Origin of the sequence: Uliginosibacterium sp. sgz301328, from assembly GCF_041807905.1 — a bacterium.
GTDB lineage: Bacteria > Pseudomonadota > Gammaproteobacteria > Burkholderiales > Rhodocyclaceae > JBGVSA01.
Window position 1 is genome coordinate 1 of the sequence record NZ_JBGVSA010000029.1, and the last position, 24,373, is coordinate 24,373.

The window sequence follows — 24,373 nt, forward strand, 5'->3', positions numbered from 1 at the left end:
CCGCCGCGACCAGCAGCATGACGACAGCGGTCGTCTTGGCGGCCGCCAGGATCAATCCATACAGATTGGCGAGACGGATTTCGCGGTAGACGAATATCCCCACGAACAACGAATACCACGCTGCGATGATCGCCGCCTCGGTCGGCGTGAAGAAGCCTGTCTTCAGTCCGCCGATGATCACCACTGGCAACAGCAGCGCCCAGAACGCCTTGCGCGTTTCGGTGAAGCGCACGCGCCATGACATGCGCGGTTCAACCGCCAGCTTGTCGCGGCGCGCAACGACATACCACGTTCCCATGATGGCAATGCCCATCAGAATGCCGGGCACGATGCCGGCGAGGAACAGCTTCGCGATCGACACCTGCCCGGTGACGCCCAACAGGATCATGGCGATCGAAGGCGGAATGACCGGCGCGATGATGCCGCCGGAGGCAATCAGCCCGCCTGAGCGCGGCATGTCATAGCCGGCCGAACGCATCATCGGCAACAGGACCGCCGCGAGCGCGGCGGTATCGGCGGCGGCCGATCCCGACAGCGAGGCCATGATGACGGCAGCAATGACGGCAACGTAGCCGAGCCCTCCGGGAATGTGCCCGACCCACGCCATGGCCAGGCGGATGATCCGGCGCGTCATGCCACCAGCGTTCATGAATTCGCCGGCGAGCATGAAGAATGGCACCGCCAGCAGTGGAAAACTGTTGGCCCCGTCCCACATGCTTTGCACGACGATCTGCGGGTCGTTCATGCCGAGGTAGAACATCAACGCCAGCGCGCACCCCAGCAAGGCGAAGGAGATGGGCGTTCCGATGGCGACGAGCGCCAGCAGCACCACGATGTAGATGGCCAGGGTCATGGCGCCACCCCGGCATTCCCATCGGTGCCCGTGGATTCGTCGTCCCGTGCCGGGCGCCCGGCGAGTTCGTCGTCATCGATGCGCCCCATCATCAGGCGGATCAGGTTCGACGCTGCAATGAGCAGCAGGCCGGCCCCCGCGACGTACGTCACGCCGAATACCCACAGCGTGCTGATCTGCAGCACCGGCGAGGCATTATCGGCAATGACCTCATGCAGCATGCCGGTGCCGTAGAACAGATAGCCACCGCATACCAGCACGAGCGACTGGGTGATGACGTAGAAGACCGTGCGCACCGTGCGCGGCGACATCTCCACGAACATGTTGACGTTGATGTGGGTACGCTGCTTCATCGCCACGACCGCACCGCAGAACGTCAGCCAGACGAACATGAAGCGCGGAATCTCGTCGGCGAAGTCGATGCCGCTGTTGAAGCCGATGCGCAAGAAAACGTTGAGCCCTACCAGCAACAGCATGCCGACCATCATGACGACCATGATGAATTCGAGCACGCGCATGGAGACCCGCGAAAGAACGTCGAACAGATTTCCCATTTATTCCTCCCCCACCTCCGCGCGGGGGACGGTCGCGCATGTCCTTGCGCGATCCCCCTGCGATGGCGGTCCTCCTCAGTTGGCTCCCTTGCGCGCCTTGGCGATGGCGGCATAGAAGCTCTTGACGAAGTCGGCACCGATCGAAGCCGAGTACTTGTCGACGACCGGCTGGACCGCCTGGCGCATCTTCGCCAGTTCCGCCGGCGGCAGATGCGTGACAGCCATCCCCTTGGCGGCGAGCATGTCGACGGCTTCTTTCTCCTGGCGCATTTCTTCGGCGCGCTGGAAGTCGCGCGCCACGATCGCCGCCTTGCGGATGCCTTCCTGCTGCGCGGCAGGCAGACCCGTGAACCACTTCTTGTTCACCACCAGGGCGACCGGGGTGTAGACGTGATGGGTGATCGCCAGATTCTTGACGATCTCGTAGATCTTGTTCTGGTACATGTCCACCGGCGGATGCTCCAGCCCATCGAGCGCGCCGATCTCCAGCGCCGTGTAGACCTCGGAATATGCCATCGGCGTGGCGTTCATCCCCATCGCCTTGAAGCTGTCGATTGCCACGGGGCTCTGCATGACGCGAATCTTCAGCCCCTTGAAATCTGCGAACGTCTTGATCGGCCGCTTGGTGTTGGCGACGTTGCGAAACGCGCCGCCGGCCCAGCTCAGGCCTTCGATGCCGGTGTCGCTCAGGTTGGCAAGCATCTTCTGGCCAATGGGGCCATCCATGACCGAAGCCACTTCAGCTTCGTCATTGAACAGGAAGGGGAAGTCGAATATCTGCAGTTCTTTCTTGCGCACCGAGAATGGCGCCAGCGCCCCCATGTAGAACTGCTGCACACCGCTCTGGGTCGCCTGCAGCATGCGTTCCTCGGACCCCAATGAAGCGTTGGGGAACACATTGATCTTGACCGCGCCACCGGTCGCCTTCTCAACCTCGGCGGCGAATTTCAGCATCGCCTGCCCGCGCGGATGCTGCTCGGTGAAACTATGTCCGAGCCGGATCGGCGCCTGCGCCTGTGCAATCGTCGGCGCCACCAGCACCGCTGCGCCGATGAAGGCGGCGGCGATGGACGTTTTCGTAAAGGTCGTTGTGATTTTCATGCTGTCTCCTCGGTGTGACTCCGCCCGCCCGTACGTGTCGCAGCGGGCGAAGGAATGGTTCGTCTCAAAGCACGGCCAGCCACCCGCCGTCCACGTACACGATCTGGCCGTTGATGTAGTCCGAAGCCGCCGACGACAGGAACACCGCCACGCCGATCAACTCCTCGGGCCGGCCCCAACGCCCGGACGGATTACTGCTCTTGACCCAGGCATCGAACTTCTCGTCGTCGATCAGGGCGGTGTTCATGTCGGTCAGGATGTATCCGGGTCCGATGGCGTTGGACTGGATGTTGAATCGCGCCCACTCCGCCGACATGGCCCGCGTCAGCATCTTGATGCCGCCCTTTGCCGCCGTGTAGGGCGCCACCGTCGCACGGGCCCCCTCGCTGGTGAGCGAGCCGATATTGATGATCTTGCCGCCGCGCCCACGCGCAATCATGCGACGCGCCGCTTCGCGCGCCACGACAAAAGCACTGGTCAGGTTGGTATCGATGACGCGCTGCCAATCGGCAAGCGCGAGGTCCACCATCGGCTTGCGGAACTGGATTCCGGCGTTGTTGATGACGATGTCGACCTCGACACCGTCGGCATCGAGCGCGGCAAACGCGGCGGCGACGGCATCCTCGTCGGTCACGTCGAAGGCGGCACCGCGCGCGCAATGGCCGCCAGCGGTCAGCTTGGCGACAGATTCGGCCAGGAGCCCGTCGCGCACATCGTTGAGCACGATCGACGCGCCAGCCTGCGCCAGACCCTGCGCATAGCAATAGCCAAGACCGCGCGCGGCACCCGTCACGAGCGCGGTGCGGCCGGTCAGATCGAACAGCGCGGAAGAATTGGAATTCGATAGCATTATCGGGAGGACTCCTGTGGTCACTTCAATTCACTGATGCGGCGCCGGGTATCGGCGCGCTCGAACACGGTGGGCAACAACTCCAACCCCAGGCCCGGCGCCTCCATCGGATAGACGTAGCCGTTCTCGATGCGAGGCACCTCGGTGACCAACTCCTTGTACCAACCGGTGTAGAAGGCGCGTACCGACTCCTGGATCAGGGTATTGGGCTGACTGAACGAGGCATGGACGGCGGCGGCGAAAGCGACCGGTCCGGTACAGTCATGCGGCGCGAAAGGCAGGTGCTGTGCATCGGCCATGGCGGCGATCTTGCGGCCCTCGGTCAAACCGCCCGTCCACACCAGATCGGTCATGACGACATCGACGGCGCCACGGTCGAGGAACTCCTTGTAGGCATAGCGCGACCCGAGCGTCTCGCTCGCGCATACCCAGACGGAAGTCGCATCGGCGTACTCGGCCAGCGCCAAGGGGGAATTCATACGGATCGGGTCCTCGAACCAGACGGGCTTGTAGGGCTCCAGTTCGCGTGCGATCTGCTTGGCGGTGGGCAGATTCCACAGGCAATGGAACTCGACCATGATGTCCATGCGATCGCCCACGGCCTTGCGGATTTTTTCGAACGGCTCCAGCGCCCGCTTGAGCTGCGCACTGCTGATGTAACGGCCGTCGTTTTCGATGGCGGCCGCGTCGAAGGGCCATATCTTCATGGCGGTGATGCCCTGCGCGAGCAGACTTTCCGCCAGCGCATCGGCGCGGTTCAGGAAGGCGTCCAGATCTTCGTAAGGCCCCGTCCCATCGCCCAGATTCCAGGTGCCAACAGGCTTGATGTTCTGGCTGCGCACGTACTTGTAGCCGGCGCAGGTGTTGTAGACGCGCAGCCTGTCGTGGCACCGGCCGCCGAGCATCTGGTGCACCGGCAGGCCGCAGGATTTACCGAAGATGTCCCACAGGGCGAGGTCGACTGCCGACGCTGCGCGGTACTCGGCGCCTGTCGACGACTGAGCCAGGGGCAGGTTGACCATCTCGCGGTTGAGCGCTTCGATGGCCAGCGGGTCCTTTCCAAGAAGCCGCTGTGCCAGCGTGTCATGCAGATGCGCTTCCACCGCGCCTGCGCCGTAAAAGGTTTCGCCGAGCCCGACGATGCCGGCATCGGTATGAACGCGCACCCACAGCACGTTCGAAAATTCTTCGACACGGACGGATTCGACTGCGGTGATTTTCATGTTCGTTTGCTTGATGGTTGAAGATGTGAAACGCATGACATGCGCGTTTTTTTGACTTGCCGGTGCTGACCGGCGCAAGGCGCGCAATGCATGAGGTGAACTAGACCACCAATGAAAATCATACGGAAATCGTATTTCGTGATTTCGTGATCACGCCTCGCAATAACACCTCATCGCCGAATATTCATCCGTAATTTCATTGCCTTACGCACGATTTTCCCTGTGCACGACAACTGACAAAGATCATGTCCGGAGCTTGTCATCACGGAATCCTGGCGCCAGACTGACGCCGTTGCGGACGAGAATTTGAATCATGGAACTGAAGCATCTGCGGGCCTTCGTCGCCCTTGCGGAAGAGCTCCATTTCGGGCGTGCGGCAGAGCGCCTGCACATCGTTCAGCCTGCGCTGAGCATGCAAATCAAGGCGCTGGAACAAGAACTGAATGTGCTGCTGTTCGAGCGGGACCGCCATCGGGTCTCCCTCAGTCATGCAGGCAGCATTTTTCTGCCGGAGGCGCGGGCTACGCTCGAACAGGCGCACCGTGCAGTACAGCGCGCACGCAGCGCCCACAATGGAGAAATCGGCAGCCTGCGGCTCGGAGAGGTCTCGTCGGTCGTGCCGCATTTGCTGCCACGGCTCATCCGACGCATGCACGCGCGCTATCCGGACATCGAGCTGGTCACCAAGGACATGCCTTCACCCGACCAGATCGCGGCACTGCGCGACGGGCGCATCGATTTCGGCTTCGTCCGCCTTCCGCTGGACGCGCGTGGCATCCAGACACGCGAACTGATACGGGAGCCTTTCCTCGTCGCCCTGCCCTCCGATCACCCGCTGAGCGCACGCGCATCCGTCTCGCTGCGGGACCTGTCGGAGTACGACGTCTTCGTACTGGCCCGTCGGTTCGCGCCCGGCCTGTACGATGGCCTGCTCACCGCATTCCAGCGCCAGGGACTGACACTGCGTATCGGCAAGGAACTGGGGGAATTCACCACCATGATCGCGCTCGTGGCGGCGGGCATGGGGATCGGCATCCTGCCGTCGCTGACGGCTGTCGCGACGATGCCGGGGCTGGCACTGCGCCCGCTCGATCTGCCCGACTTCCACTCGAGCGTCGGCCTGGCGTGGACGTCCCTCGACGATCCGATCAAGCGGATCTTCATGGACGTCATCGACGACATACTGGCAGAGCCGCCCCCGTGATCGGTCGGCACAAAAGAAAACGGCAGGCGCCTGCCTGCCGTTTGCGGTGATCGACCACGCGATGCTCAACGCTGGTACATATAGTCGCGTGTCATCGGCAGCGGGTTTTCTTCCGGCTTGCCAAGCTTGACGGCCACGATCTGGTGCAACGCCATCCAATTGTGTCGGAAGCCATAGGCGCAGCCGGCCAGATACGCACGCCAGATGCGGAAACGCTTGTCGCCGACCATCTCCAGCAACTTGGCGCCGTTGGCCTCGAACCGATCCGTCCAGTGATCGAGCGTTTGCGCATAATGCAGGCGCAGGTTCTCGATGTCGGTGGCTTCCAGTCCGCCCGCGGCCAGCTCCTTGAGCGCATAGCTGATGTGCGGCAATTCGCCGTTGGGGAACACGTAGCGGTCGATGAATCGACCGCCGCCGAACGGCGTCTCGCCTGAATCAGGGTCGCTCGACGTGATCCCGTGGTTGAGCACCACGCCACCGTCGCGCAGCAGATCATGAATGTGCGCAAAGTAACCGCGCAGGTTCTTCAGGCCGACGTGTTCAAACATGCCCACGCTAGTGATCTTGTCGAACGAACCCTTCACGTCGCGGTAGTCCTGCAGGCGGATTTCCACCTGCCCTTCGAGCCCGGCGTCCTTCACGCGCTGCGTCGCCAGTTCGAACTGGCGATGCGACAGGGTGACGCCCACGCAATTGGCCCCGTACTTCTGCGCCGCGCGCAGCACCAGCGCGCCCCAGCCGCAGCCGATGTCGAGCAGACGCTCGCCCGGCTTGACCTGGATCTTGGTCAGGATGTGATCGAGCTTCTGGACCTGCGCCTGTTCCAGCGAGTCGTGCGGGCTGCGAAAGTACGCGCACGAATACACCATCTGCTCATCGAGCCAGGTGCGGTAGAAATCGTTGGAAACGTCGTAGTGGTATTCGATCGACTCCGCGTCGACCTTCTTGGTGTGCTTATGCTCGGCGATTTTGGGGCGGGCGGCTTCGCCGAAGTGCTCGACCAATCGGGCGACCACGTTGAACACTTCACGAATATGGCCCTGAACGTCGATCAAGCCTTCGGCATAGGCTTCGCCGAGGCTGTCCAGGTTGGGATGCTGCAGTTGGCTCAGCAGCTTGGCCGAATTGACGCGGAGCGTCACGGCCGGATCGGAGTTGAGCTCGAAACGCTTGCCGTTCCATAGCTCCACCGCCAACGGCAAGCCTTCCAGACCACGCCACGATTCGATGAACGATTCGACCTTACGCTCCAGGACGCTGGAAGGCAGTGCCGATGCGAGTTGAAACATACAAGCCTCCATCCGGTTGAAGAATGTGTGAGCTTGCATCGCCGCGACGAGTCCCGATCACGGCGGTGAAGGACATCATAGATGCCGCATTGTTCAGAAATGAATCATCACATGCGGCAGCATTACCCTCGAGGGTAGCGCAACATCGGTGGCCGCCGCAATCTCGACGGCCCCATGGGCACTATCCGCGCGGGCGTAAATCCCTGCACGTTCCAGCGCTGTCGGGCCAAGCCCGCAGCTTTGCGCGAGTGCGCGCGGCAGCCTTACTCGCGCGTTGCCAGCTTGAGCCGGCGCTGACGCACGGCTTCAGCCAGCACATCGAGTACGCCGACGGTGTCTTCCCAGCCGATGCAGCCGTCGGTGATGCTCTTGCCGTACTCCAGCTTGGCGCCCGGCACCAGATCCTGGCGGCCGCCATTCAGGTGCGATTCGCACATGATGCCCATGATGCGGTCGTCGCCGTCGGCCAGTTGCCCGGCAACGTCGCGCGCCACGTCGATCTGCAGTTCGTACTTCTTGCGGCTGTTGGCGTGAGAGAAATCCACCATCAGCTTGGCGGGCACACCTGCCGCAGCAAGTTCCGTGCAAGCCTTGTCGACGTTGGCGGCATCGTAATTGGGTTCCTTGCCGCCACGCAGGATCACATGGCAGTCCTCGTTGCCCGAGGTCGACACGATCGCCGAATGGCCGGCCTTGGTCACCGACAGAAAGTGATGCGGCGCCTGCGCAGCCTTGATCGCGTCGATGGCGATGCGCAGGTTGCCGTCGGTGCCGTTCTTGAAGCCCACCGGGCACGACAGCCCGGAAGCCAGTTCGCGATGGACCTGGCTTTCGGTCGTGCGTGCGCCGATCGCACCCCACGAAATGAAATCCGCGAAGTACTGCGGCGTGATCATGTCGAGGAACTCGGTCGCCGCCGGCAGCCCCATCTCGTTGATTTCCCACAGCAGCTTGCGCGCGATGCGCAGGCCCTCGTTGATCTTGAAACTGTTGTCCAGGAACGGGTCATTGATGAGTCCCTTCCACCCCACCGTGGTGCGCGGCTTCTCGAAATAGACGCGCATCACCACCAGCAGGTCGTCCTTCAGACGATCAGCCTGGGCCTTGAGGCGACGTGCGTAATCCAGCGCGGCCTCGGTATCGTGGATCGAGCACGGGCCCACGATCACCATCAGGCGATCGTCGGCCCCGAAGAGAATGCGGTGGATCGCCGTGCGCGCCTCGAACGTCGTCTGCGCCGAACGCTCGGTGACCGGAAATTCGCGCAGCACATGCGCGGGCGGCGCCAGTTCCTTGATTTCGCGGATACGGACGTCGTCGATATGCAGCTTGGTCGGGGCGTTCATGTGAAGCTCTCGGGGCCTGGCGAAAGAAAAAGTGCTCCATTCTAGCGTAGAGCGCGTCGCCGCTTGCCTATGGCCCCGATTGGGCGGCGTGTGATGCCGGCCTTGGGAGCTTTCGTCAGTGCACCGACAGGTAGCGCTGCACCTGCTCCGGCTCGTCCAGCAGTGCCTGGCTGCTGCCGCGATGCACGACGCGGCCGCGCTCCAGCACGATGGCCTGCCGCGTGAGCGACAGGGCCAGCCGGGCGTGCTGTTCGACCACGATCACGGCCATGCCGCCCTCCGAGATCATCCTGCGCACCGCCGCCATGAGTTCCTGCACGATCACGGGGGCCAAGCCCTCCATCGGCTCGTCCAGCAGCAAAAGACTCGGGTTGATCATCAGCGCGCGGGCGATCGCCACCATTTGTTGCTCGCCGCCGGAGAGCTGGTTGCCCATGTTGGCGCGCCGTTCCTGCAATCGCGGGAAGAGTTCGTACACCGCCTTCAGGTCCCAGCGCCCGGGACGGGCGACCGAGGTCAGGTGCTCTTCGACGGTGAGCGACGGAAACATGTGGCGCTCCTGCGGCACCCAACCCAGCCCCATGCGTGCCCGACGGAAGATGGGCGCGCGTCCGATCTCGTCGCCGCGCCAGCGCACTGCCCCCCCATGCAGCCGCGTGAGCCCCATCAGCGTGGTGATGAGCGTGGTCTTGCCCATTCCGTTGCGGCCCAGCAGCGCGAGGCTGTCGCCCTCTTCCAGCGCCAGCGAGACGCCTTCGAGCACCACCGCGTCGCCGTAGCCGGCGCGCACATTGTCCAGAGCCAACAGTTCAGACATGTTCGGACTCCCCGAGATAGACCTCCTTCACACGCGGGTCGGAGGCGATCTCTGCGGGCGTGCCGTCAGTCAGCACCTTGCCGCCTACCAGCACGGTGATGCGCTGGGCGAAACGGAACACAATGTCCATGTCATGCTCGATGAAGAGGATCGAAACGTCGCTGGGCAATGCCGCCAGCACTTCAAAGATCTCGCGGCTTTCGCCGGCCGGAATGCCCGCTGCGGGCTCGTCCAGCAACAGCACTGAAGGTTTCGTCGCCAGTGCCAGAGCGATCTCGACGAGCCGCTGACGGCCATACGGCAGGCTGCGCGTGATGCGCTGCGCATCGCGTTCGAGATGCAACTGGCGCAGCAAGGTCATGGCCTCTTCGATCTCCTCGGTGCGTTGCGACAGGGGCCGCCACCATGCTGTCGCCACGCCCTTGCGCTCGCAGATCGCCAGCAGGACCGATTCGAGCACCGTCAGCCCCCAGAACAGGGTATTGATCTGGAAGGTGCGCGTGAGACCGCGCTTGACGCGCACACTCTGCGGCAACGACGTGATGTTCTCTTCGCGCAGGAATACCTGCCCGGCGCTCGGCGGCAGTACACCGGTCAGCATGTTGATGAGCGTCGTCTTGCCCGCGCCGTTGGGGCCGATCAACGCATGGCGGGCGCCGTGCGGCAAGGCGATCGATACATCACTGTTGGCCTTGAAGGTGCCGAACTGGCGGCACAGTCCTTCGGTGCGCAGAACGTATTGCGGCGTCATTGCGCGCCCTCCGGATGCCTGGCGCGCAGTTTGTCGCGCAGGGTTTCGATGCCGCCGAGAATGCCGCCACGGGCGAACAGCACGATCACCACCAGCAGCAGGCCGATCCAGAACTGCCAATAGACCGGATTCATATCCGACAGCCAGCTCTGCATCACCATGAACACCAGCGCGCCGATGAAGCCGCCATACAAGCGCCCCGCTCCGCCGAGCACCAGAATGATGAGCAACTCGGCCGAGCGCGAGAACGACAGACTGTCCAGCGCCACGAACTGCGTGGTCTGCGCCATCAGCGCGCCTGCCACGCCGGCCAGCGCGGCTGACAAGGTGAACACCGCGATCAGGCGCTTCCTGACCGGCGCCCCGATGGCCGGCATGCGTGCACCGCCTTCGCGGATGCCGCGCAGCGAAAGACCGAATGGCGAGTGGATCACGCGCCGCACGGCCCAGAACAGGACGAACGCAACGATGAGGCTGTAGAGGTACGCCACCTTGCCGTCGAAGCCGAACTCGAAGGCGCCGAAGATCGGCTTCATCACCACGCCGGTGAGCCCGTCCACGCCACCGGTAATGAAATGCGCCTTGTTGGCGGCCTCGTAGCACACCATGCCGATGGCCATCGTCACCATCAGGCGCGTGAGGTCGGTTCCGCGCACGATGAGAAAGCTCACCAGATACCCGGCCACGGCCGCCACGGCCGCAGCCAGCGCGAGCCCCGTCAGCGGCTCGCCGAAACCATGCTTGGCGAGCAGCCCGGCCGCATAGGCGCCGATGCCGAAATACGCCGCATGTCCGAGCGAGGCGATGCCGGCGTAGCCGAGAATGAGATCCAGCGACAGCGCGAACAACGCGGTGATGAGAATCTGGCTCCCCAGCACCAGGCGCTCGGGAAACACGAAATACGCCGCAAGCAGCACGAGCCAGAACACCCATTCGGCCGCCCGCCAGCGACCATCGGCCAGACCGTTGCGAAGCGAAGATTCGTGTCGTCGGGGCAGGAACATGGCTGCCAGTTGAGCCGTCGTCATGCGCGTCTCCCGTAGAGTCCGCGCGGGAAAAGGAGCAGGAGCACCACCATCAGCGCGTAGATGATGAAAGCGCCCGTCTCCGGCACGTAATACTTGCCGGCCACGTCGAATACGCCGAGCACGACGGCCGCCACCAGCGCGCCCTTCATCGACCCCGCGCCGCCCACCGATACCACCAGCAGGAAATACACCATGTACTTGATGGGGAAGGTCGGATCGAGCCCGAGCACGTCGATGCCAAGCGCGCCGCCCAGGCCGGCGAGCCCGGAGCCGAGCGCGAAGGTCACGCCGAACACGCGCCCCACATTGATGCCCAGGCCGGCCGCGGCTTCCTTGTTGTCGACCGCCGCACGGATCTGCGCGCCGAAGCGTGTACGTTCCACCATGTAGCCCAGCGCGAGCGTGATCACCACCACCAGTGCGATGAGAAACAAGCGGTACGCGCCAAGATCGAGACCCAATACATGCACCTGCCCGGTCAGGAAAGCAGGCAGATGAACCGGTTGCTGGCCCGAGCCCCAGAGATAGGTGGCCACCGCCACCGCCATGAAGGTCAGGCCGATCGAGAACAACACCTGGTCGAGCGGACTCGCGCCATGCAGGCGACGATACAGCGCGCGCTCCAGAACGATGCCGATCACCGCCGACGCGATGAACGCAGCCGGCAAGGTGGCGAGGAACGGCACGCCCAGGCGTGTCATCAACATCACCGTGACGTACCCCCCCAACATGGCAAATGCGCCGTGCGCGAGGTTGATGAAATTCATCAGGCCCATCGTGACGGACAGGCCGATGCTGACCAGGAACAGCAGGCTGCCGTAGGCCACGCCATCGAACAGCACACCGAGAAAGCTGGCAATCATGCGAAGAACTCCATGCTGCTGCACCGCGCGGGCCGACACGCCAATGCCGGCCCGCGACGGGCTTACTCTTTGGTCGGGTCCTTCACGTTCGGGAACGAGTCGAACTCCACGTTGTAGAGCTTGCCGTCACGACGCTCGACACGCCGCACGTACACCGTTTCGACGATCTCGCGCGTGGCCGGATCGATCGCCACCGCACCGCGCGGGCTGGTCGTCTTGAAGTTCTTCAGCACATCCATGGCCTTTTCGCCGTCGATCTTGCCATTGAGCTTGCGCACGGTTTCATAGATCGCGGCCATGCCGTCATAGGCCGCCACCGCCATGAAGTTCGGCCGCATGCTGGTGCCATTGGCGTCCGCGAAGGCCTTGAGGAAAGCCTTGTTCTCCGGCGAATCGTGCGCCGCCGAGTAGTTGTGCGTGGTGATCACGCCAAGGATCGGGTCGCCCATCGCGTCGAGCACGTTGTCGTCGGTCAGGTCGCCCGGGGCGATCACCTTGATGCCGGCCTGCGCCAGACCGCGCTCGTTGAAGCTCTTCATGAAGGCGATGCCCTGCTCGCCCGCCGGCAGGAAGACAAACACCGCCTGCGGCTTGGCGTCCTTCACGCGCTGCACGAAAGGTGCGAACTCGGGACTCTTGAGCGGCACGCGCACCGAACCGACGATGGTGCCGCCATTGGCCTTGAAGGCCTTGATGAACGTTTCTTCGGCATCGATGCCGGGGCCGTAGTCGGAGGCCACCGTGTAGACCGACTTGACGCCGTTCTTCGACGCCCACGTCGCCATTGGCACCGTCATCTGCGGCAACGTGAAGGAAAAGCGCACGATGTACGGCGACGCCGTGGTGATGGCGGCCGTCGCCGCGTTCATCACGACCATAGGCGTCTTCGATTGCGTGGCGATGGGTGCCACCGCCATCGCGTTCGGCGTCAGCCCAAAGCCCGCGAGGAACTGCACCTTGTCCTGCACGATCAACTCTTGCGCCACGCGCTTGGCGATCTCGGGCGACGGACCGGTGGTGTCCTTGGTGACGATCTCGATCTTGTGGCCACCCACGGTGTCACCGTGGATCTTCTGGTAGGCCTTGATGCCGGCCATCATCTCCTTGCCGTAGTCGGCAAAGGGGCCGGAGAACTCGCCCACGAGCCCCACCTTGATGGTGTCGGCGAGCGCGGCCGGTGCCGTCATCCAGGCGGCGAGCGCCGTGGCGACGGCACCCAGTGTCTTTGTCATTGTGCTTTTCATGTCTCTCCTCCATCAGGGTTCTGGCTGCCGGGTTCCGCTGGCCGCCCGAGCGGTGTAGCGGTGTCAGCGATCCTTGTCCTCCATGGCCGCGAAGACTTCCTCGGCCAGATGCATCGCCGAGTTCGCCGCGGGCAGTCCGCAGTACAGGGCCGAGTGCATGATCAGTTCCTTCAGCTCGTCGCGCGTCACGCCGTTGTTGAACGCGGCGCGCATGTGCATGCGCAGTTCGTCCTGCCGGTTGAGTGCAATGAGCATGGCGACGGTGATCAGGCTGCGCGCGTGACGCGGCAGGCCGGGCCGCGTCCAGATGTCGCCCCAGGCGTAGCGGGTGAGGAAGTCCTGGAACTCGCCGTTGAAGTCATTGCGGCGGGCGACGGTGCGGTCGACGTGGGCGTCGCCGAGTACGGCGCGGCGGGTCTTCATGCCTTGATCGAAGCGGTCTTTTTCATCCATGTCTTCTCTCGAAATCTGTTTTCCAACGTTGTGCAGAGACAGCGATCACTATGACGCAGGGCGGAAAAGCGAAGCGTCATCCGCCATTGCCACCTTCACGCGTCACCGTTCCTCATGCACTGCTTTCAAAAGCACCGCCTACGCCAACGTCTTGGCCGAATCGCGCATCATCAGCGAGCCGAGCAGCGCATCGTTGAAGCTGTGGGCGGCTTCGATGTTGGACAGGTGCGAGGCGGCCAGATCGGCGCGGCGCGCGTTGCCGATGCGACTGGCGATGAAGTCGGCGTCGGCGGGTGTCGTCACCGGATCGTGCAGGCCGGCGATGATCAGCGTCGGTACGCGGATATGCGTGATCGTGTCGCGCAGGTCAGCGTCGGCCAACGCTTCGCAGCACGATGCGTAGCCTTCGGTTGGGCAGGCCCCCAGCATTGCCAGCGCGCGGGCGACGGCGGCGGGCTGGTATTCGACGAAACCCGGCGTAAACCACCGTGCGGGGGTGGCTTCGACCACTGGCGCCATGCCGGCGCGGCGCACGAGCGCAGCCCTATCGAGCCAGCCTTCGCGCGTGCCGATGCGCGCCGCGGTGCTGGCGATGGTCAGGCTCAACAGGCGATGGGGCGCGTGAATGCCCAGCCATTGCCCGATGATTCCGCCCATCGAGATACCGCAGAAGTGCGCCCGCGCGATGCCGAGCGCGTCGAGCAGGCCGACCACATCGCCACCCAACTGGTCGAGCGTGTACGGTCCGCGCGGCACGTCGCTGCCGCCATGGCCGCGCGTGTCATACCGCAGCACGCGATAGTGCTGGGCCAGCAGTTCGACCTGCGCCGCCCACATCGACAGGTCGGTGCCCAATGAGGCGGACAGCACGACAACGGGCGCGTCCGCCGGCCCTTCGAGCCGATACCGGATATTGATGCCGTTGGCATTGACAACGGCGCAGTCAGCAGCCACCTCGGTGATCACTCATCACTCCTTGATCTGTTCTTCCACTGCGCGCGCCTGCGCCAGTGCTTCATCGATGAACGACGTCGCTACGCCAATGTAACGACGCGGATCGCAAAGCTCATCCAGGCGTTGCGGCGACAAGTGCGCGCGAATGGCATCGACGCCGGCCAGCACCTCGCGCAAGGGACGATGTTCGGCCAGCGCCTGGCGGCTGGCGTGTTCGACAAGCTCGTGCGCGACTTGGCGCCCAAGTGCGTCGCCCAACGCCATGGCTACGGCCTCGCTCATGACGGTGCCACAGGTGATGTCGAGGTTCGCACGCATGCGCCCGGTGTCGACTTCCAGCCCTTGCAGCACTTCGGCCATGTGGGCGGCGGCGCCCGAGGTCATGCGCATCAGTTCTGGCAACGTGGTCCATTCGGCCTGCCAGCCGCCCAGACCGCGTTCGTGCTCCTGCACCATGCCGGCAAAGAGCGAGGCGACCAGCATCGGTGCGCGCGTGGCGGCCTGCAGTGCCACGGCGCAGCCGACCGGGTTGCGCTTGTGCGGCATGGTCGAAGAGCCGCCCTTTCCGGGCGCGGCCGGTTCAAAGGCTTCGCCGACTTCGGTCTGCATCATCAGCGACACGTCCCGCGCGATCTTGCCGAGCGTGCCGACGATCAATCCGGCTGCTGCGCCGACCTCGACGATGCGGTCGCGGTGCGCATGCCACGGCATGTCCGGCACCGGCAGATCAAGCTGGCGCCCCAACGCGCGCGCCACCGCCACGCCCCGGTCGCCGAGCGAGGCCAACGTGCCGGCTGCGCCGCCAAATTGCAGTACCAGCGCATTGCGGCGCACGTGCAACAAGCGCTGGCGATGGCGCACCAGCGCGGACAGCCAGCCAGCCGCCTTGACGCCAAAGGTCGTGGGCAAGGCCTGCTGCAACCATGTGCGTCCGATCATCGGCGTATTGCGATGAGCCTGCGCCAGTGCCACACACGCGGTGCACAGCGTGGACAGTTGCCCATCGAGCACTGCCAGCGCATCGCGCAATTGCAGCACCTGCGCGGTGTCCATCGCGTCCTGGCTGGTCGCGCCCCAATGCACGTAGCGGCTGGCCGGCTCATCGACGGCGGCCACGCGGCGCGTGAGGTCCTTCACGAGCGGAATGGCCGGATTGCCGGCCAGCGCGGCAGCCGATGCGAGCGTCGCGATGTCCGGCAGCGTCGCGCATTGCGCCTCGATGGCGGCGACGGCCGAGGCCGGGATCACGGCCTCAATCGCCTCGGCGCGCGCAAGCGCCGCCTCGAAACGCAGCATGCGCCCGATCCAGCCCGCGTCGCTGAAAATGGCTTCCATCTCGCGCGTGCCGAACATGGCCGCGAGAATGGCGCTGCCAGCGGATTCGCGATCGTTCGGGTCAGCAGCCATCTTCCACGACTCCATTCAAGAGACTTCCGGCGCTCAGCAATCGAAGAACACCGTCTCGCCCTGCCCTTGCACGACGACGTCCCACCGCAGTCTGCCGGGTTCGGTCTCGCGCGCGACGAGCGTGGCGCGGCGCTCCTGCGGCACCAGCGCCAGCACCGGGTCATGCGTCGTGGCGTCATCGGGAAAATACATGCGCGTATACAGGTGGCGCAGGATGCCGCGCATCAGCAGCGTCACGTTCAGATGCGGCGCCTGCGGCTCACCGTTGTAGCCCGGCACGTTACCCGGCTTGATGGTGGTGAAGCGGAACACGCCGCTGTCGTCGGTCGGCACACGGCCCCAGCCCCGGAAGGCGGGCTCCAGTTCGATCTCTTCGCGCGTGTCGCTCGGGCTCGGGTAACGCCCGCGCGAGTTGGCCTGCCAGATTTCCAGCACGGCATCGGGAATGCCCTTGCCATCGGCGTCGGTCAGACGCCCTTCGATGGTGACACGCTCGCCCGCCACGCCTTCGGGCGCGAGGTCGGTCTTGATCAGCCAGTCCAGCCCGATGCGATAGTACGGGCCGACGGTTTGCGAACTCGTGGTGCACAGGCTCATTTGCGGTTCTCCATCGGCGTGGCTTCGGGGCCGCGCAGGATGATGTCAAAACTGTAGCCCAGCGCGATTTCGGGGATCGTGTGTTCCCAATCGAAGCGAGCAATCAGGCGTTGCGCAGCTTTCGGGTCGGCCACGCAATTGAAGATCGGGTCATACGGCAGCAGCGGGTCGCCCGGAAAGTACATCTGCGTCACCAGGCGCGTGGCGAACGCCGGGCCGAAAACCGAAAAGTGAATGTGCTGCGGGCGCCAGGCGTTGTAGTGATTGCGCCACGGGTACGCCCCCGGCTTGATGGTGACGAAGCGATAACGGCCGTTGGCATCGGTAATGGTGCGGCCGTTGCCGGTGAAGTTCGGGTCGAGCGGTGCGTCATGGTTGTCCACCGCGTGGCGATAGCGCCCGGCCGCGTTGGCCTGCCAAAGTTCGACCAGCGTATGCGGCACCGGTCGGCCATTCTCGTCGAGCACGCGGCCGGTCACGATGATCCGCTCGCCCTGCGGCTGGCCGGCATGCCCTGCGGTCAGATCGTTGTCGCCCTCCTGCACGTCGCCGTAGCCGAAGACCGGGCCGGTCACTTCGGACAAGGAATGCGGCAGCATGATGAGCGGCTGGCGCGGCGAGCGTTTGACGGACGAGCCGTACGGCGCGTGGAGATAATCCGGCTGGGTGCCCGCCATCGGGCGACGATAGCCGGTCGGCGTGATGATCATGAGCGTGTGTCTCCTCTCTCTGTTCGGGCCGCTGCTTCTGTGAGCGTTGCGCGGCACGTGCCCGCAATCAGGCAGGCAAGCGTTCAATGATGACGGCAATCCCCTGTCCGACGCCAATGCACATTGTGCATAGCGCGTATCGTCCCTGTTGATGCTCCAGTTGATTCACGGCGGCGGTGATGAGCCGCGCGCCCGATGCGCCCAGCGGGTGACCGATGGCGATGGCCCCGCCATTCGGATTCACGTGGGCCGCGTCGTCCGCGAGTCCATGGTCACGCGTGACGGCCAGGGCCTGTGCGGCAAACGCCTCGTTCAGTTCGACCACGTCCATCTGCCCGAGGGTCAGCCCGGCCAGCGCGAGCACTTTGCGCATGGCGGGTGCCGGCGCAAACCCCATGATGCGCGGGGCGACACCTGCTGCGGCGGCTGCCACGACGCGCGCGCGCGGCTTCAGGCCATGGCGACGCACGCCCTCGGCCGAGGCCAGCAGGATTGCCGCGGCGCCGTCGTTGACGCCCGAGGCGTTGCCCGCCGTAACGGTGCCGCCTTCGCGCACCACGCTCTTCAGGCGTGCCAGCGCTTCGAGCGTGGTATCGGCGCGGATGTGTTCGTCGCGCGTGACCTGCGTCACCTCGCCCTTGCGGCCGACGACATCGACGGGCGTGATCTCGCGTGCCAGCCGGCCGGATTCCTGCGCGGCAGCCGCACGCTGCTGGCTGCGCAAGGCAAAGGCATCCTGGTCGGCGCGCTTCACCTTGAATTCGGCGGCCACGTTCTCCGCCGTCTCCGGCATTGAATCGACACCGTAGTCGCGCTTCATCTGCGGATTGACGAAGCGCCAGCCGATGGTGGTGTCTTCGATCTTCATGTTGCGCGACCACGCCGCGTCGGCCTTGCCCATGACATACGGCGCGCGCGACATGCTCTCCACGCCGCCGGCGATCAGCAGGTGCGCTTCGCCCGCCTTGATGGCGCGAGCGGCGATGGCGACTGCATCGAGGCTCGATCCGCACAGGCGATTGACGGTGGTGCCGGGCACCTCCTGCGGCAGCCCCGCGAGCAGCAGCGACATGCGCCCGACATTGCGGTTGTCTTCGCCGGCCTGGTTGGCGCAACCGTAGATGACGTCATCGACCGCGCTCCAGTCGACGCCCGGGTTGCGCGCCATGAGCGCCCGCAACGGCACCGCGCCCAGGTCGTCCGGGCGCACGCTCGACAGCGCGCCGCCGTAGCGGCCGAACGGGGTGCGGATGGCGTCGCAGATGTAGGCGTCGATCATCTCAGACCACCTCTTCGAGCATGCGCAGGCGCACGGGGGTCATGGTCTGCAAGGCATCGAAGTCGAGGCCGGCAACCATCTCGCGCACGATGGGGCCGTCCGGCGTGATGTCGACGACGGCCAGATCCGTGTAGATGCGATCGACACAGCGGATGCCCGTCAGCGGATACGTGCAGTGCTCGACGATCTTGCATTCGCCGTTCTTGGTCAGGTATTCCATCATCACGAACACCTGTTTGGCGCCGATGGCCAGATCCATGGCGCCGCCCACGGCGGGAATCGCGTCCGCAGCCCCCGTGTGCCAGTTGGCCAGATCGCCCTTGCTCGACACCTGGAAGGCGCCCAGCACGCAGATGTCCAGGTGGCCGCCGCGCATCATGGCGAACGAATCACCGTGGTGGAAAAAGCAGCCGCCGGGCAGCAGCGTCACCGGCTCCTTGCCGGCATTGATGAGTTCAGGATCGACGTCTGCGGGCGCCGGCGCCGGCCCCATGCCCAACAGGCCGTTCTCGCTGTGCAGGAATATCTCGCGTTCGTGCGGCAGATAGTTCGCCACGCGCGTGGGCAGGCCGATGCCAAGGTTCACATAGGCGCCTTCGGGGATGTCGCGCGCCACGCGCGCCGCCATCTGGTCGCGGGAAAGACGGTTCATTGAAGGGCTCCGTTCTGCGGCAGCGCGACCACGCGTTTGACGAAGATGCCGGGCGTCACCACTGCTTCCGGGTCGAGTTCGCCGAGCGCCACGATCTCCGACACCTGCGCGATGGTGCAGCGCGCGGCAGTCGCCATGATCGGACCGAAATTGCGCGCCGTCTTGCGATACACGAGGTTGCCCCAGCGATCCGCGCGATGCGCCTTGATCAGCGCGAAGTCGGCGCGGATCGGATATTCCAGCACGTACTGGCGGCCGTCGATCTCGCGCGTTTCCTTGCCTTCGGCCAGCAAGGTTCCAAAACCGGTCGGCGTGAATACCGCGCCGAAGCCGGCGCCGGCAGACTGAATACGCAGAGCCAGGTTGCCCTGCGGCACGAGTTCGAGTTCGATGTCGCCCGCGCGATAAAGCGCATCGAATACCTGCGAATCGCTCTGGCGCGGGAATGAACACACGATCTTGCGCACGCGGCGCGCGGCCAGCAACGCGGCCAACCCGGTCTCACCATTGCCGGCATTGTTGTTGACGATGGTGAGCTCGCGCGCGCCCTGCTCGATCAGCGCATCGATCAGTTCGGCAGGCTGCCCGGCCGTGCCGAAGCCGCCGATCATTACGGTGGCGCCGTCGTGGATGTCGGCGACCGCCTCGGCGGCGGACGCTCGGGTCTTGTCGATCATGACGCTGTTGTCTCCTCCATGCGTTCGCATGGTCGGTGTCGAACCCGTCCCGAGCGATCCCGGTGGATTCTCGCCAGCGCCCTCTCTGTCGGGGCGCACTCTTCACCCTTTATATTGTGCGATAAACGCACGTTTGTGCGGTGAATGAAAGCACTGTAATCTTCCGCAAACGCACCCGGCAATACCGATAATCGCTAATGGGTGCGATATTCGACCAAAAAGTCATGAACCCCGGCGCGCCGGAAAAGAAGCGGCGCGTCTGCAACGGGAGCGTTCAATGGAAGAGACAGAAACAGGCGCTGCCGCGGCGCCAGAAGTCGTCAGTCGCGCGGCCGCACTGAACGCGTTCGCGGGCGATCCGAATTTCATGATGTCGCTTGCGCGCGGACTGTTGGTGATCTCGGCCTTCGGGCAGCAGAAGCGCGGACTGTCGGTGGCGCAGCTGGCACTGCGCACCGGGCTTTCGCGCGCGGCGGTGCGCCGCTGTGTCTACACGCTCCAGCAGTTGGGCTTTGCCAGCAGTGACGACGAACGCCACTTCGTGCTCACCCCCAAAACGCTGGCGCTGGGACACGCGTACCTGAGTTCGTCGCCGCTCGCCACGCTGGCGGCCCCCATCCTCGAACGCATCAGCGCGCAACTGCATGAATCCTGCTCGGTCGCCACGCTCGAAGGCGAAGAGATCTTCTACGTCGCGCGCTCCAAGACCACCAGCCGCATCATGTCGGTGGATCTGTCGGTCGGCAGCCGTTTGCCGGCGTATTGCACCTCCATGGGCCGCGTACTGCTCGCCGCACTCTCGCCTGCCCAGCTCGACGCCTTCCTGGGGCGCGCAAAACTCATCAAACGCACTGCATACACCGTGGCCGACGCGGACGCGCTGCGTGCGGTGCTCAGGCAAGTGGGAACGGAGGGCTACGCGCTGATCGACCAGGAACTCGAAGTCGGCCTGCGCTCGATCGCCGTGCCGATCTTCAATCCGCAGCACAAGGTCATCGCCGCGCTCAACCTGGGCACGCACAGTTCGCGCATCTCGGTGCCCGATATGCAGAAGCGCGTGCTGCCCGTGTTACGGGCGGCGGCGGATGAATTGGGGTTGTTGTTGCCGGCGTGAGGGGAGTGAGCCGGAACGATCGGCCTGCGCGACGAACGCCGCGCCGGCCGATGACGTTCAGATCGCGTCAGGCAACGCGATGGTGTTGCCGGAGCTGAACTGGTAGTCGCGGAAGACATGTTCCGCGGTCAGCAACTGGTAGCTGCCGTCGGCCTGCTGGCGCGTGGTGTCCTTCAGGCGATACGTGTAGTGCCCGCAGGTCCAGCAGTCGAAGTTGCGCATGTGCGTGCACAGGCAGGTCTTGCTCATGACCGAAATGACCTTGGGATTCGCGGCCTTGGAGATGGCTTCGTTGTACGCCTCGATGTAGGCGCAGTTGCCTTCGCCGTCGAGCAGGTAACCGTACGCCTCGCAGTTGGGACGAATCCCGGCACCGATCGCCGGGCTGCTCTTGAGCATGCGCATCGGGTAGCCGGTCGGCGAAATGGTGTTCACTTCAATGTCGGCTTCCTGCGCGCGGAAGTATTCCTGCTTGACCTTGTCGGGCAGGCCGCACTCGTTGGTGACGGTGAAGCGCGTGGCCACCTGAACGCCTGCCGCGCCCTGCTCCATCATGTGCACCGCGTCGCCGCCGGTGAACACGCCGCCCGCCGCGATGACGGGAATATCCAGATGGTTGTCGCGCATGAACTGGCAGACTTCGCCGACCAGCGTGGCGAGGTCGTACTTCTGCCAGTCGTCGGCGCCAAAGCCGAGGTGGCCGCCGGCCAAGGGGCCTTCGACGATGACGTAGTCGGGCAGACGATCGAGCTTGGCGTTCTTGCGCAGGAAGAGCTGCAACGCGCGCGCCGATGAAACGATGATGCCCAGCTTGGCGTCGCGGAAACGCGGGTGACCGGCGATGAGGTGGAACGAACCCAGGTGCAGGCCGGCCGACAGCGTGATGCCGTCGATGCCGGCGTCGAGCGCGGCGTTCAGGCGCACGCTGAGGGTTTCCTTCGGGCCGCCCATGGTGAGCTTTTCCATGCAGTTCACGAAGATCATGCCTTCGCCCCGCTTGGCTTCCATGGTCTTGCCCACGTGCAGGCGCGTGGCCTCCGCGAGCTGTCCGAGATCGAACTTGACCTCGGACTTGTCGAGGTTGTCGACGTTGTACTTATAGAGCTTGGTCTTTTCAGAGACGAAACGGGTCTTGTGACGGCGGTCGGTCACCGTCGGCACCATGGCGTCAGAGATGTGGCCGATGCCGCCCAGGCGCGCGGCGACCAGCGCCAGCTCCGCCGTGGAAATATCGACACCCATGCCACCGATGACAATCGGCACCAGCTTTCGTGCGCCGAACTGCAATCGGAAGTCATCAAGACATTTCATCTCGCTATTAGCCTCTCGTTTTGTTTCCGTTTCACGACAACGGACCGGGGGTCGGTCCTGTCGCCGTACGCCGCAAGGCAGCGCACCAAAGCCGGACAGTATGCCTTATCCGCAGGCGATTCCGTCTAGCGTTTGACGCAGCCGCCCCAGCGCTGGGTTCGGCTGCGCTCGCCAATCCAAACGAGCGTTTGAATCCTGTTCGATACCACCGCCCGAACGAAAAAATGGCGACATCCCGTCGCCACACCGTTGTTGCCGATCTGTTTCGCTTCCGCCAGCACCCGACGCTGGCAGTACAGCATGTGGACGCGCATCGGTGCAGCGCACCGAGGCCAGATAGGAACAGAGGGCAGGCATTGCCGCTCTGGCTGACGCGACCGGACGCGGCCCGGACCTCGCTAGCTGCTTGATTTCGATCAAGGCGGGTATGGTACTACGGGTGATGTCTTTTCTCCACGTCACGCTCGCCGCGTTCTCTATGCGTCTCGCCTCGGCCGATTGATGCCGCAGGGCAGCAATCCAGGCAGTCCCGATACGCGTCATGGCGAAAAACCATCCGGCATATTCTCGATGCACGAAGGCTTGTACTGTCATATCCGCCGTCTATCCTGACTAGAACGTCTGGCATCGACAGGAGGCTTCACGTGGCGGGCAACTGGATCACCAGCTGGAACCCCGATGACAGTGACTTCTGGGAGCGAGAGGGCAGCCGCATCGCCAATCGCAATCTGTGGATTTCGATTCCCTGCCTGCTGCTGGCGTTTTCCACCTGGGTGGTGTGGAGCGTCGTGGTGCTCAAGATGCCGCAGGTCGGCTTCGGATACACCAAGAACCAACTCTTCATGCTGACGGCGTTGCCCAACCTCTCGGGCGCCACGCTGCGCATCTTCTATAGCTTCATGCCCTCGCTGATCGGCGGCCGCAAATGGACCACCCTGTCCACTGCCAGCCTGCTGATCCCGTCGATCTGGCTCGGCTTTGCGCTGCAGGACCCGACCACCCCTTTCCCCGTCATGCTGATCATTGCGCTGCTGTGCGGTTTTGGCGGCGGCAATTTTTCGAGCTCGATGGCCAACATCGCGTGGTTCTTCCCCAAGCACCGCAAGGGCTGGGCCAACGGAATGAACGCCGGGCTGGGCAACCTCGGCGTATCGGTCATGCAGTTCCTCGTGCCGTTCGTGATCACCGTCGGCATCTTCGGCGCCTTGGGTGGCGCGCCGCAGACCTACGTGCAGGACGGCGTCACTCACCAGATATGGTTGCAGAACGCCGGCTTCATCTGGGTGCCGTTCGTCATCGCCGCGACCATCGCCGCGTGGTTCGGCATGAACGATCTGGCCAGCGCCAAGGCTTCGGTGGCGGACCAGATGGTCATCTTCAAGCGGCTCGACAACTGGCTCATGTGCTGGTTGTACCTGGGCACCTTCGGCAGCTTCATCGGTTTTTCGGCCGGCTTCGCGCTACTGTCGAAAACACAGTTTCCGGGCGTGGACGTCACACACCTGGCATTCATCGGGCCGCTCATCGGCGCCGTGATCCGCCCGGTGGGCGGCACCATCTCCGACAAGTTGCACGGCGGCGCACGGGTGACGCTGTGGGTCTTCGTGCTGATGGCGCTCGCGATCCTCGGCGTGCTCCACTTTCTGCCTACCACCGGAGCCGACGGCAACCCGGTGGGCGGGCACTTCTGGGGCTTCTTTCTGATGTTCCAGGCGCTGTTCCTGCTGTCGGGCATCGGCAACGGTTCGACGTACAAGATGATTCCGGTGATCTTCCCCAAGCTCACGCGCATGGAAGCGCAAGGCAAAGGCGACGCAGCCCTCAAACAGGCAGAGCTGGACGGCGCGCTGGAATCCTCCGCCGCCGGCGGCTTCATCAGCGCCATCGGCGCCTACGGCGGGTACTTCATCCCACAGAGCTTTGGTTATTCCATGCAGACCACCGGATCGGCCCAAACTGCGCTGTATCTGTTCGTGGTCTTCTATGTCACCTGCGTATTGCTCACGTGGTGGCGCTACGCCCGTCGCAGCGCTCCCATGCCCTGTTGATCGCACGCACGCGGCGCCGCGACGGCGCCCGTTCCAGCCAATTGC

24 protein-coding genes are annotated in these 24,373 nt (G+C 64.2%); 3 read left to right on the forward strand and 21 right to left on the reverse strand.

What is annotated here, in order from left to right; all coding sequences use genetic code 11:
* The 5 genes from ACDA63_RS17360 to ACDA63_RS17380 form a co-directional block, all read right to left on the reverse strand.
* Positions 1-853, reverse strand: an 853-nt coding sequence (locus ACDA63_RS17360; protein WP_373664545.1) for a TRAP transporter large permease, incomplete at its 3' end; no start/stop codon positions are given.
* Complete coding sequence (locus ACDA63_RS17365; RefSeq protein WP_373664546.1) at positions 850-1,407, reverse strand: TRAP transporter small permease; 558 nt, start codon at positions 1,405-1,407, stop codon at positions 850-852. The genes ACDA63_RS17365 and ACDA63_RS17360, both read right to left, overlap by 4 nt.
* 75 nt (positions 1,408-1,482) lie before the next feature.
* A complete protein-coding gene (locus ACDA63_RS17370) occupies positions 1,483-2,508 on the reverse strand; it encodes a DctP family TRAP transporter solute-binding subunit (RefSeq protein ID WP_373664547.1) in 1,026 nt (341 codons plus the stop codon).
* Between the two features lie 64 nt (positions 2,509-2,572).
* Positions 2,573-3,358 carry an SDR family oxidoreductase gene (locus tag ACDA63_RS17375; RefSeq protein WP_373664548.1) on the reverse strand — a complete coding sequence of 262 codons (786 nt, stop codon included), beginning with the start codon at positions 3,356-3,358 and terminating at the stop codon, positions 2,573-2,575.
* Positions 3,359-3,378: 20 nt separating this feature from the next.
* Positions 3,379-4,581, reverse strand: a complete 1,203-nt coding sequence (locus ACDA63_RS17380) for a mandelate racemase/muconate lactonizing enzyme family protein (RefSeq protein WP_373664549.1) — start codon at positions 4,579-4,581, stop codon at positions 3,379-3,381.
* A 313-nt stretch (positions 4,582-4,894) separates the two neighbouring features.
* Here ACDA63_RS17380 and ACDA63_RS17385 point away from each other — a divergent pair, with 313 nt between their 5' ends.
* Entirely contained in the window at positions 4,895-5,785 is an 891-nt protein-coding gene (locus tag ACDA63_RS17385) for a LysR family transcriptional regulator (RefSeq protein ID WP_373664550.1), read from the forward strand.
* 65 nt (positions 5,786-5,850) lie between these two features.
* Here ACDA63_RS17385 and ACDA63_RS17390 read toward each other — a convergent pair whose 3' ends face one another.
* From ACDA63_RS17390 to ACDA63_RS17460, 15 genes are all read right to left on the reverse strand, one after another.
* Entirely contained in the window at positions 5,851-7,077 is a 1,227-nt protein-coding gene (locus tag ACDA63_RS17390; protein WP_373664551.1) for a class I SAM-dependent methyltransferase, read from the reverse strand.
* 263 nt (positions 7,078-7,340) lie between these two features.
* Positions 7,341-8,423, reverse strand: coding sequence for a 3-deoxy-7-phosphoheptulonate synthase AroG (aroG, locus tag ACDA63_RS17395; RefSeq protein ID WP_373664552.1), 1,083 nt, complete (start codon positions 8,421-8,423; stop codon positions 7,341-7,343).
* Positions 8,424-8,538: 115 nt separating this feature from the next.
* Entirely contained in the window at positions 8,539-9,240 is a 702-nt protein-coding gene (locus ACDA63_RS17400; RefSeq protein WP_373664553.1) for an ABC transporter ATP-binding protein, read from the reverse strand.
* Positions 9,233-9,991, reverse strand: coding sequence for an ABC transporter ATP-binding protein (locus tag ACDA63_RS17405; RefSeq protein WP_373664554.1), 759 nt, complete (start codon positions 9,989-9,991; stop codon positions 9,233-9,235). The genes ACDA63_RS17400 and ACDA63_RS17405 overlap by 8 nt, the downstream gene beginning before the upstream one ends.
* The gene (locus ACDA63_RS17410) at positions 9,988-11,019 is read right to left on the reverse strand and encodes a branched-chain amino acid ABC transporter permease (RefSeq protein ID WP_373664555.1); all 1,032 of its coding nucleotides are present in this window, start codon (positions 11,017-11,019) and stop codon (positions 9,988-9,990) included. Before ACDA63_RS17410 ends, ACDA63_RS17405 begins: the two co-directional genes overlap by 4 nt.
* On the reverse strand, positions 11,016-11,882 hold the full coding sequence (locus ACDA63_RS17415; protein ID WP_373664556.1) for a branched-chain amino acid ABC transporter permease: 867 nt from the start codon (positions 11,880-11,882) through the stop codon (positions 11,016-11,018). The genes ACDA63_RS17410 and ACDA63_RS17415 overlap by 4 nt, the downstream gene beginning before the upstream one ends.
* Positions 11,883-11,944: 62 nt before the next feature.
* Positions 11,945-13,114, reverse strand: a complete 1,170-nt coding sequence (locus ACDA63_RS17420; RefSeq protein ID WP_373664557.1) for an ABC transporter substrate-binding protein — start codon at positions 13,112-13,114, stop codon at positions 11,945-11,947.
* Positions 13,115-13,189: 75 nt separating this feature from the next.
* Positions 13,190-13,579, reverse strand: coding sequence for a 4-carboxymuconolactone decarboxylase (gene pcaC / locus ACDA63_RS17425; protein WP_373664558.1), 390 nt, complete (start codon positions 13,577-13,579; stop codon positions 13,190-13,192).
* A gap of 138 nt (positions 13,580-13,717) precedes the next feature.
* Positions 13,718-14,545 (reverse strand): 3-oxoadipate enol-lactonase, encoded by an 828-nt coding sequence (pcaD, locus tag ACDA63_RS17430; RefSeq protein ID WP_373664559.1) that lies wholly within the window; start codon positions 14,543-14,545, stop codon positions 13,718-13,720.
* A gap of 3 nt (positions 14,546-14,548) precedes the next feature.
* Positions 14,549-15,940, reverse strand: a complete 1,392-nt coding sequence (locus ACDA63_RS17435) for a 3-carboxy-cis,cis-muconate cycloisomerase (RefSeq protein WP_373664560.1) — start codon at positions 15,938-15,940, stop codon at positions 14,549-14,551.
* Positions 15,941-15,973: 33 nt separating this feature from the next.
* The gene (gene pcaG / locus ACDA63_RS17440; protein ID WP_373664561.1) at positions 15,974-16,537 is read right to left on the reverse strand and encodes a protocatechuate 3,4-dioxygenase subunit alpha; all 564 of its coding nucleotides are present in this window, start codon (positions 16,535-16,537) and stop codon (positions 15,974-15,976) included.
* Positions 16,534-17,247, reverse strand: a complete 714-nt coding sequence (pcaH, locus tag ACDA63_RS17445; RefSeq protein ID WP_373664562.1) for a protocatechuate 3,4-dioxygenase subunit beta — start codon at positions 17,245-17,247, stop codon at positions 16,534-16,536. The genes pcaG and pcaH overlap by 4 nt, the downstream gene beginning before the upstream one ends.
* 67 nt (positions 17,248-17,314) lie before the next feature.
* The gene (gene pcaF / locus ACDA63_RS17450; RefSeq protein WP_373664563.1) at positions 17,315-18,526 is read right to left on the reverse strand and encodes a 3-oxoadipyl-CoA thiolase; all 1,212 of its coding nucleotides are present in this window, start codon (positions 18,524-18,526) and stop codon (positions 17,315-17,317) included.
* 1 nt (position 18,527) lies between these two features.
* Positions 18,528-19,178 (reverse strand): 3-oxoacid CoA-transferase subunit B, encoded by a 651-nt coding sequence (locus tag ACDA63_RS17455; protein WP_373664564.1) that lies wholly within the window; start codon positions 19,176-19,178, stop codon positions 18,528-18,530.
* Entirely contained in the window at positions 19,175-19,855 is a 681-nt protein-coding gene (locus tag ACDA63_RS17460) for a 3-oxoacid CoA-transferase subunit A (RefSeq protein WP_373664565.1), read from the reverse strand. Before ACDA63_RS17460 ends, ACDA63_RS17455 begins: the two co-directional genes overlap by 4 nt.
* A gap of 277 nt (positions 19,856-20,132) precedes the next feature.
* On the opposite strand from ACDA63_RS17460, the gene ACDA63_RS17465 reads away from it, so the two are divergent.
* Positions 20,133-20,969: an IclR family transcriptional regulator C-terminal domain-containing protein gene (locus tag ACDA63_RS17465; protein ID WP_373664566.1), complete on the forward strand. Its 837-nt coding sequence runs from the start codon at positions 20,133-20,135 to the stop codon at positions 20,967-20,969.
* Between the two features lie 57 nt (positions 20,970-21,026).
* Here ACDA63_RS17465 and ACDA63_RS17470 read toward each other — a convergent pair whose 3' ends face one another.
* Positions 21,027-22,280 (reverse strand): nitronate monooxygenase, encoded by a 1,254-nt coding sequence (locus ACDA63_RS17470; RefSeq protein WP_373664567.1) that lies wholly within the window; start codon positions 22,278-22,280, stop codon positions 21,027-21,029.
* A 644-nt stretch (positions 22,281-22,924) separates the two neighbouring features.
* Between ACDA63_RS17470 and ACDA63_RS17475 the strand changes: the two genes are divergently transcribed.
* Complete coding sequence (locus tag ACDA63_RS17475) at positions 22,925-24,328, forward strand: NarK family nitrate/nitrite MFS transporter (protein WP_373664568.1); 1,404 nt, start codon at positions 22,925-22,927, stop codon at positions 24,326-24,328.
* Positions 24,329-24,373 lie beyond the last annotated feature (45 nt).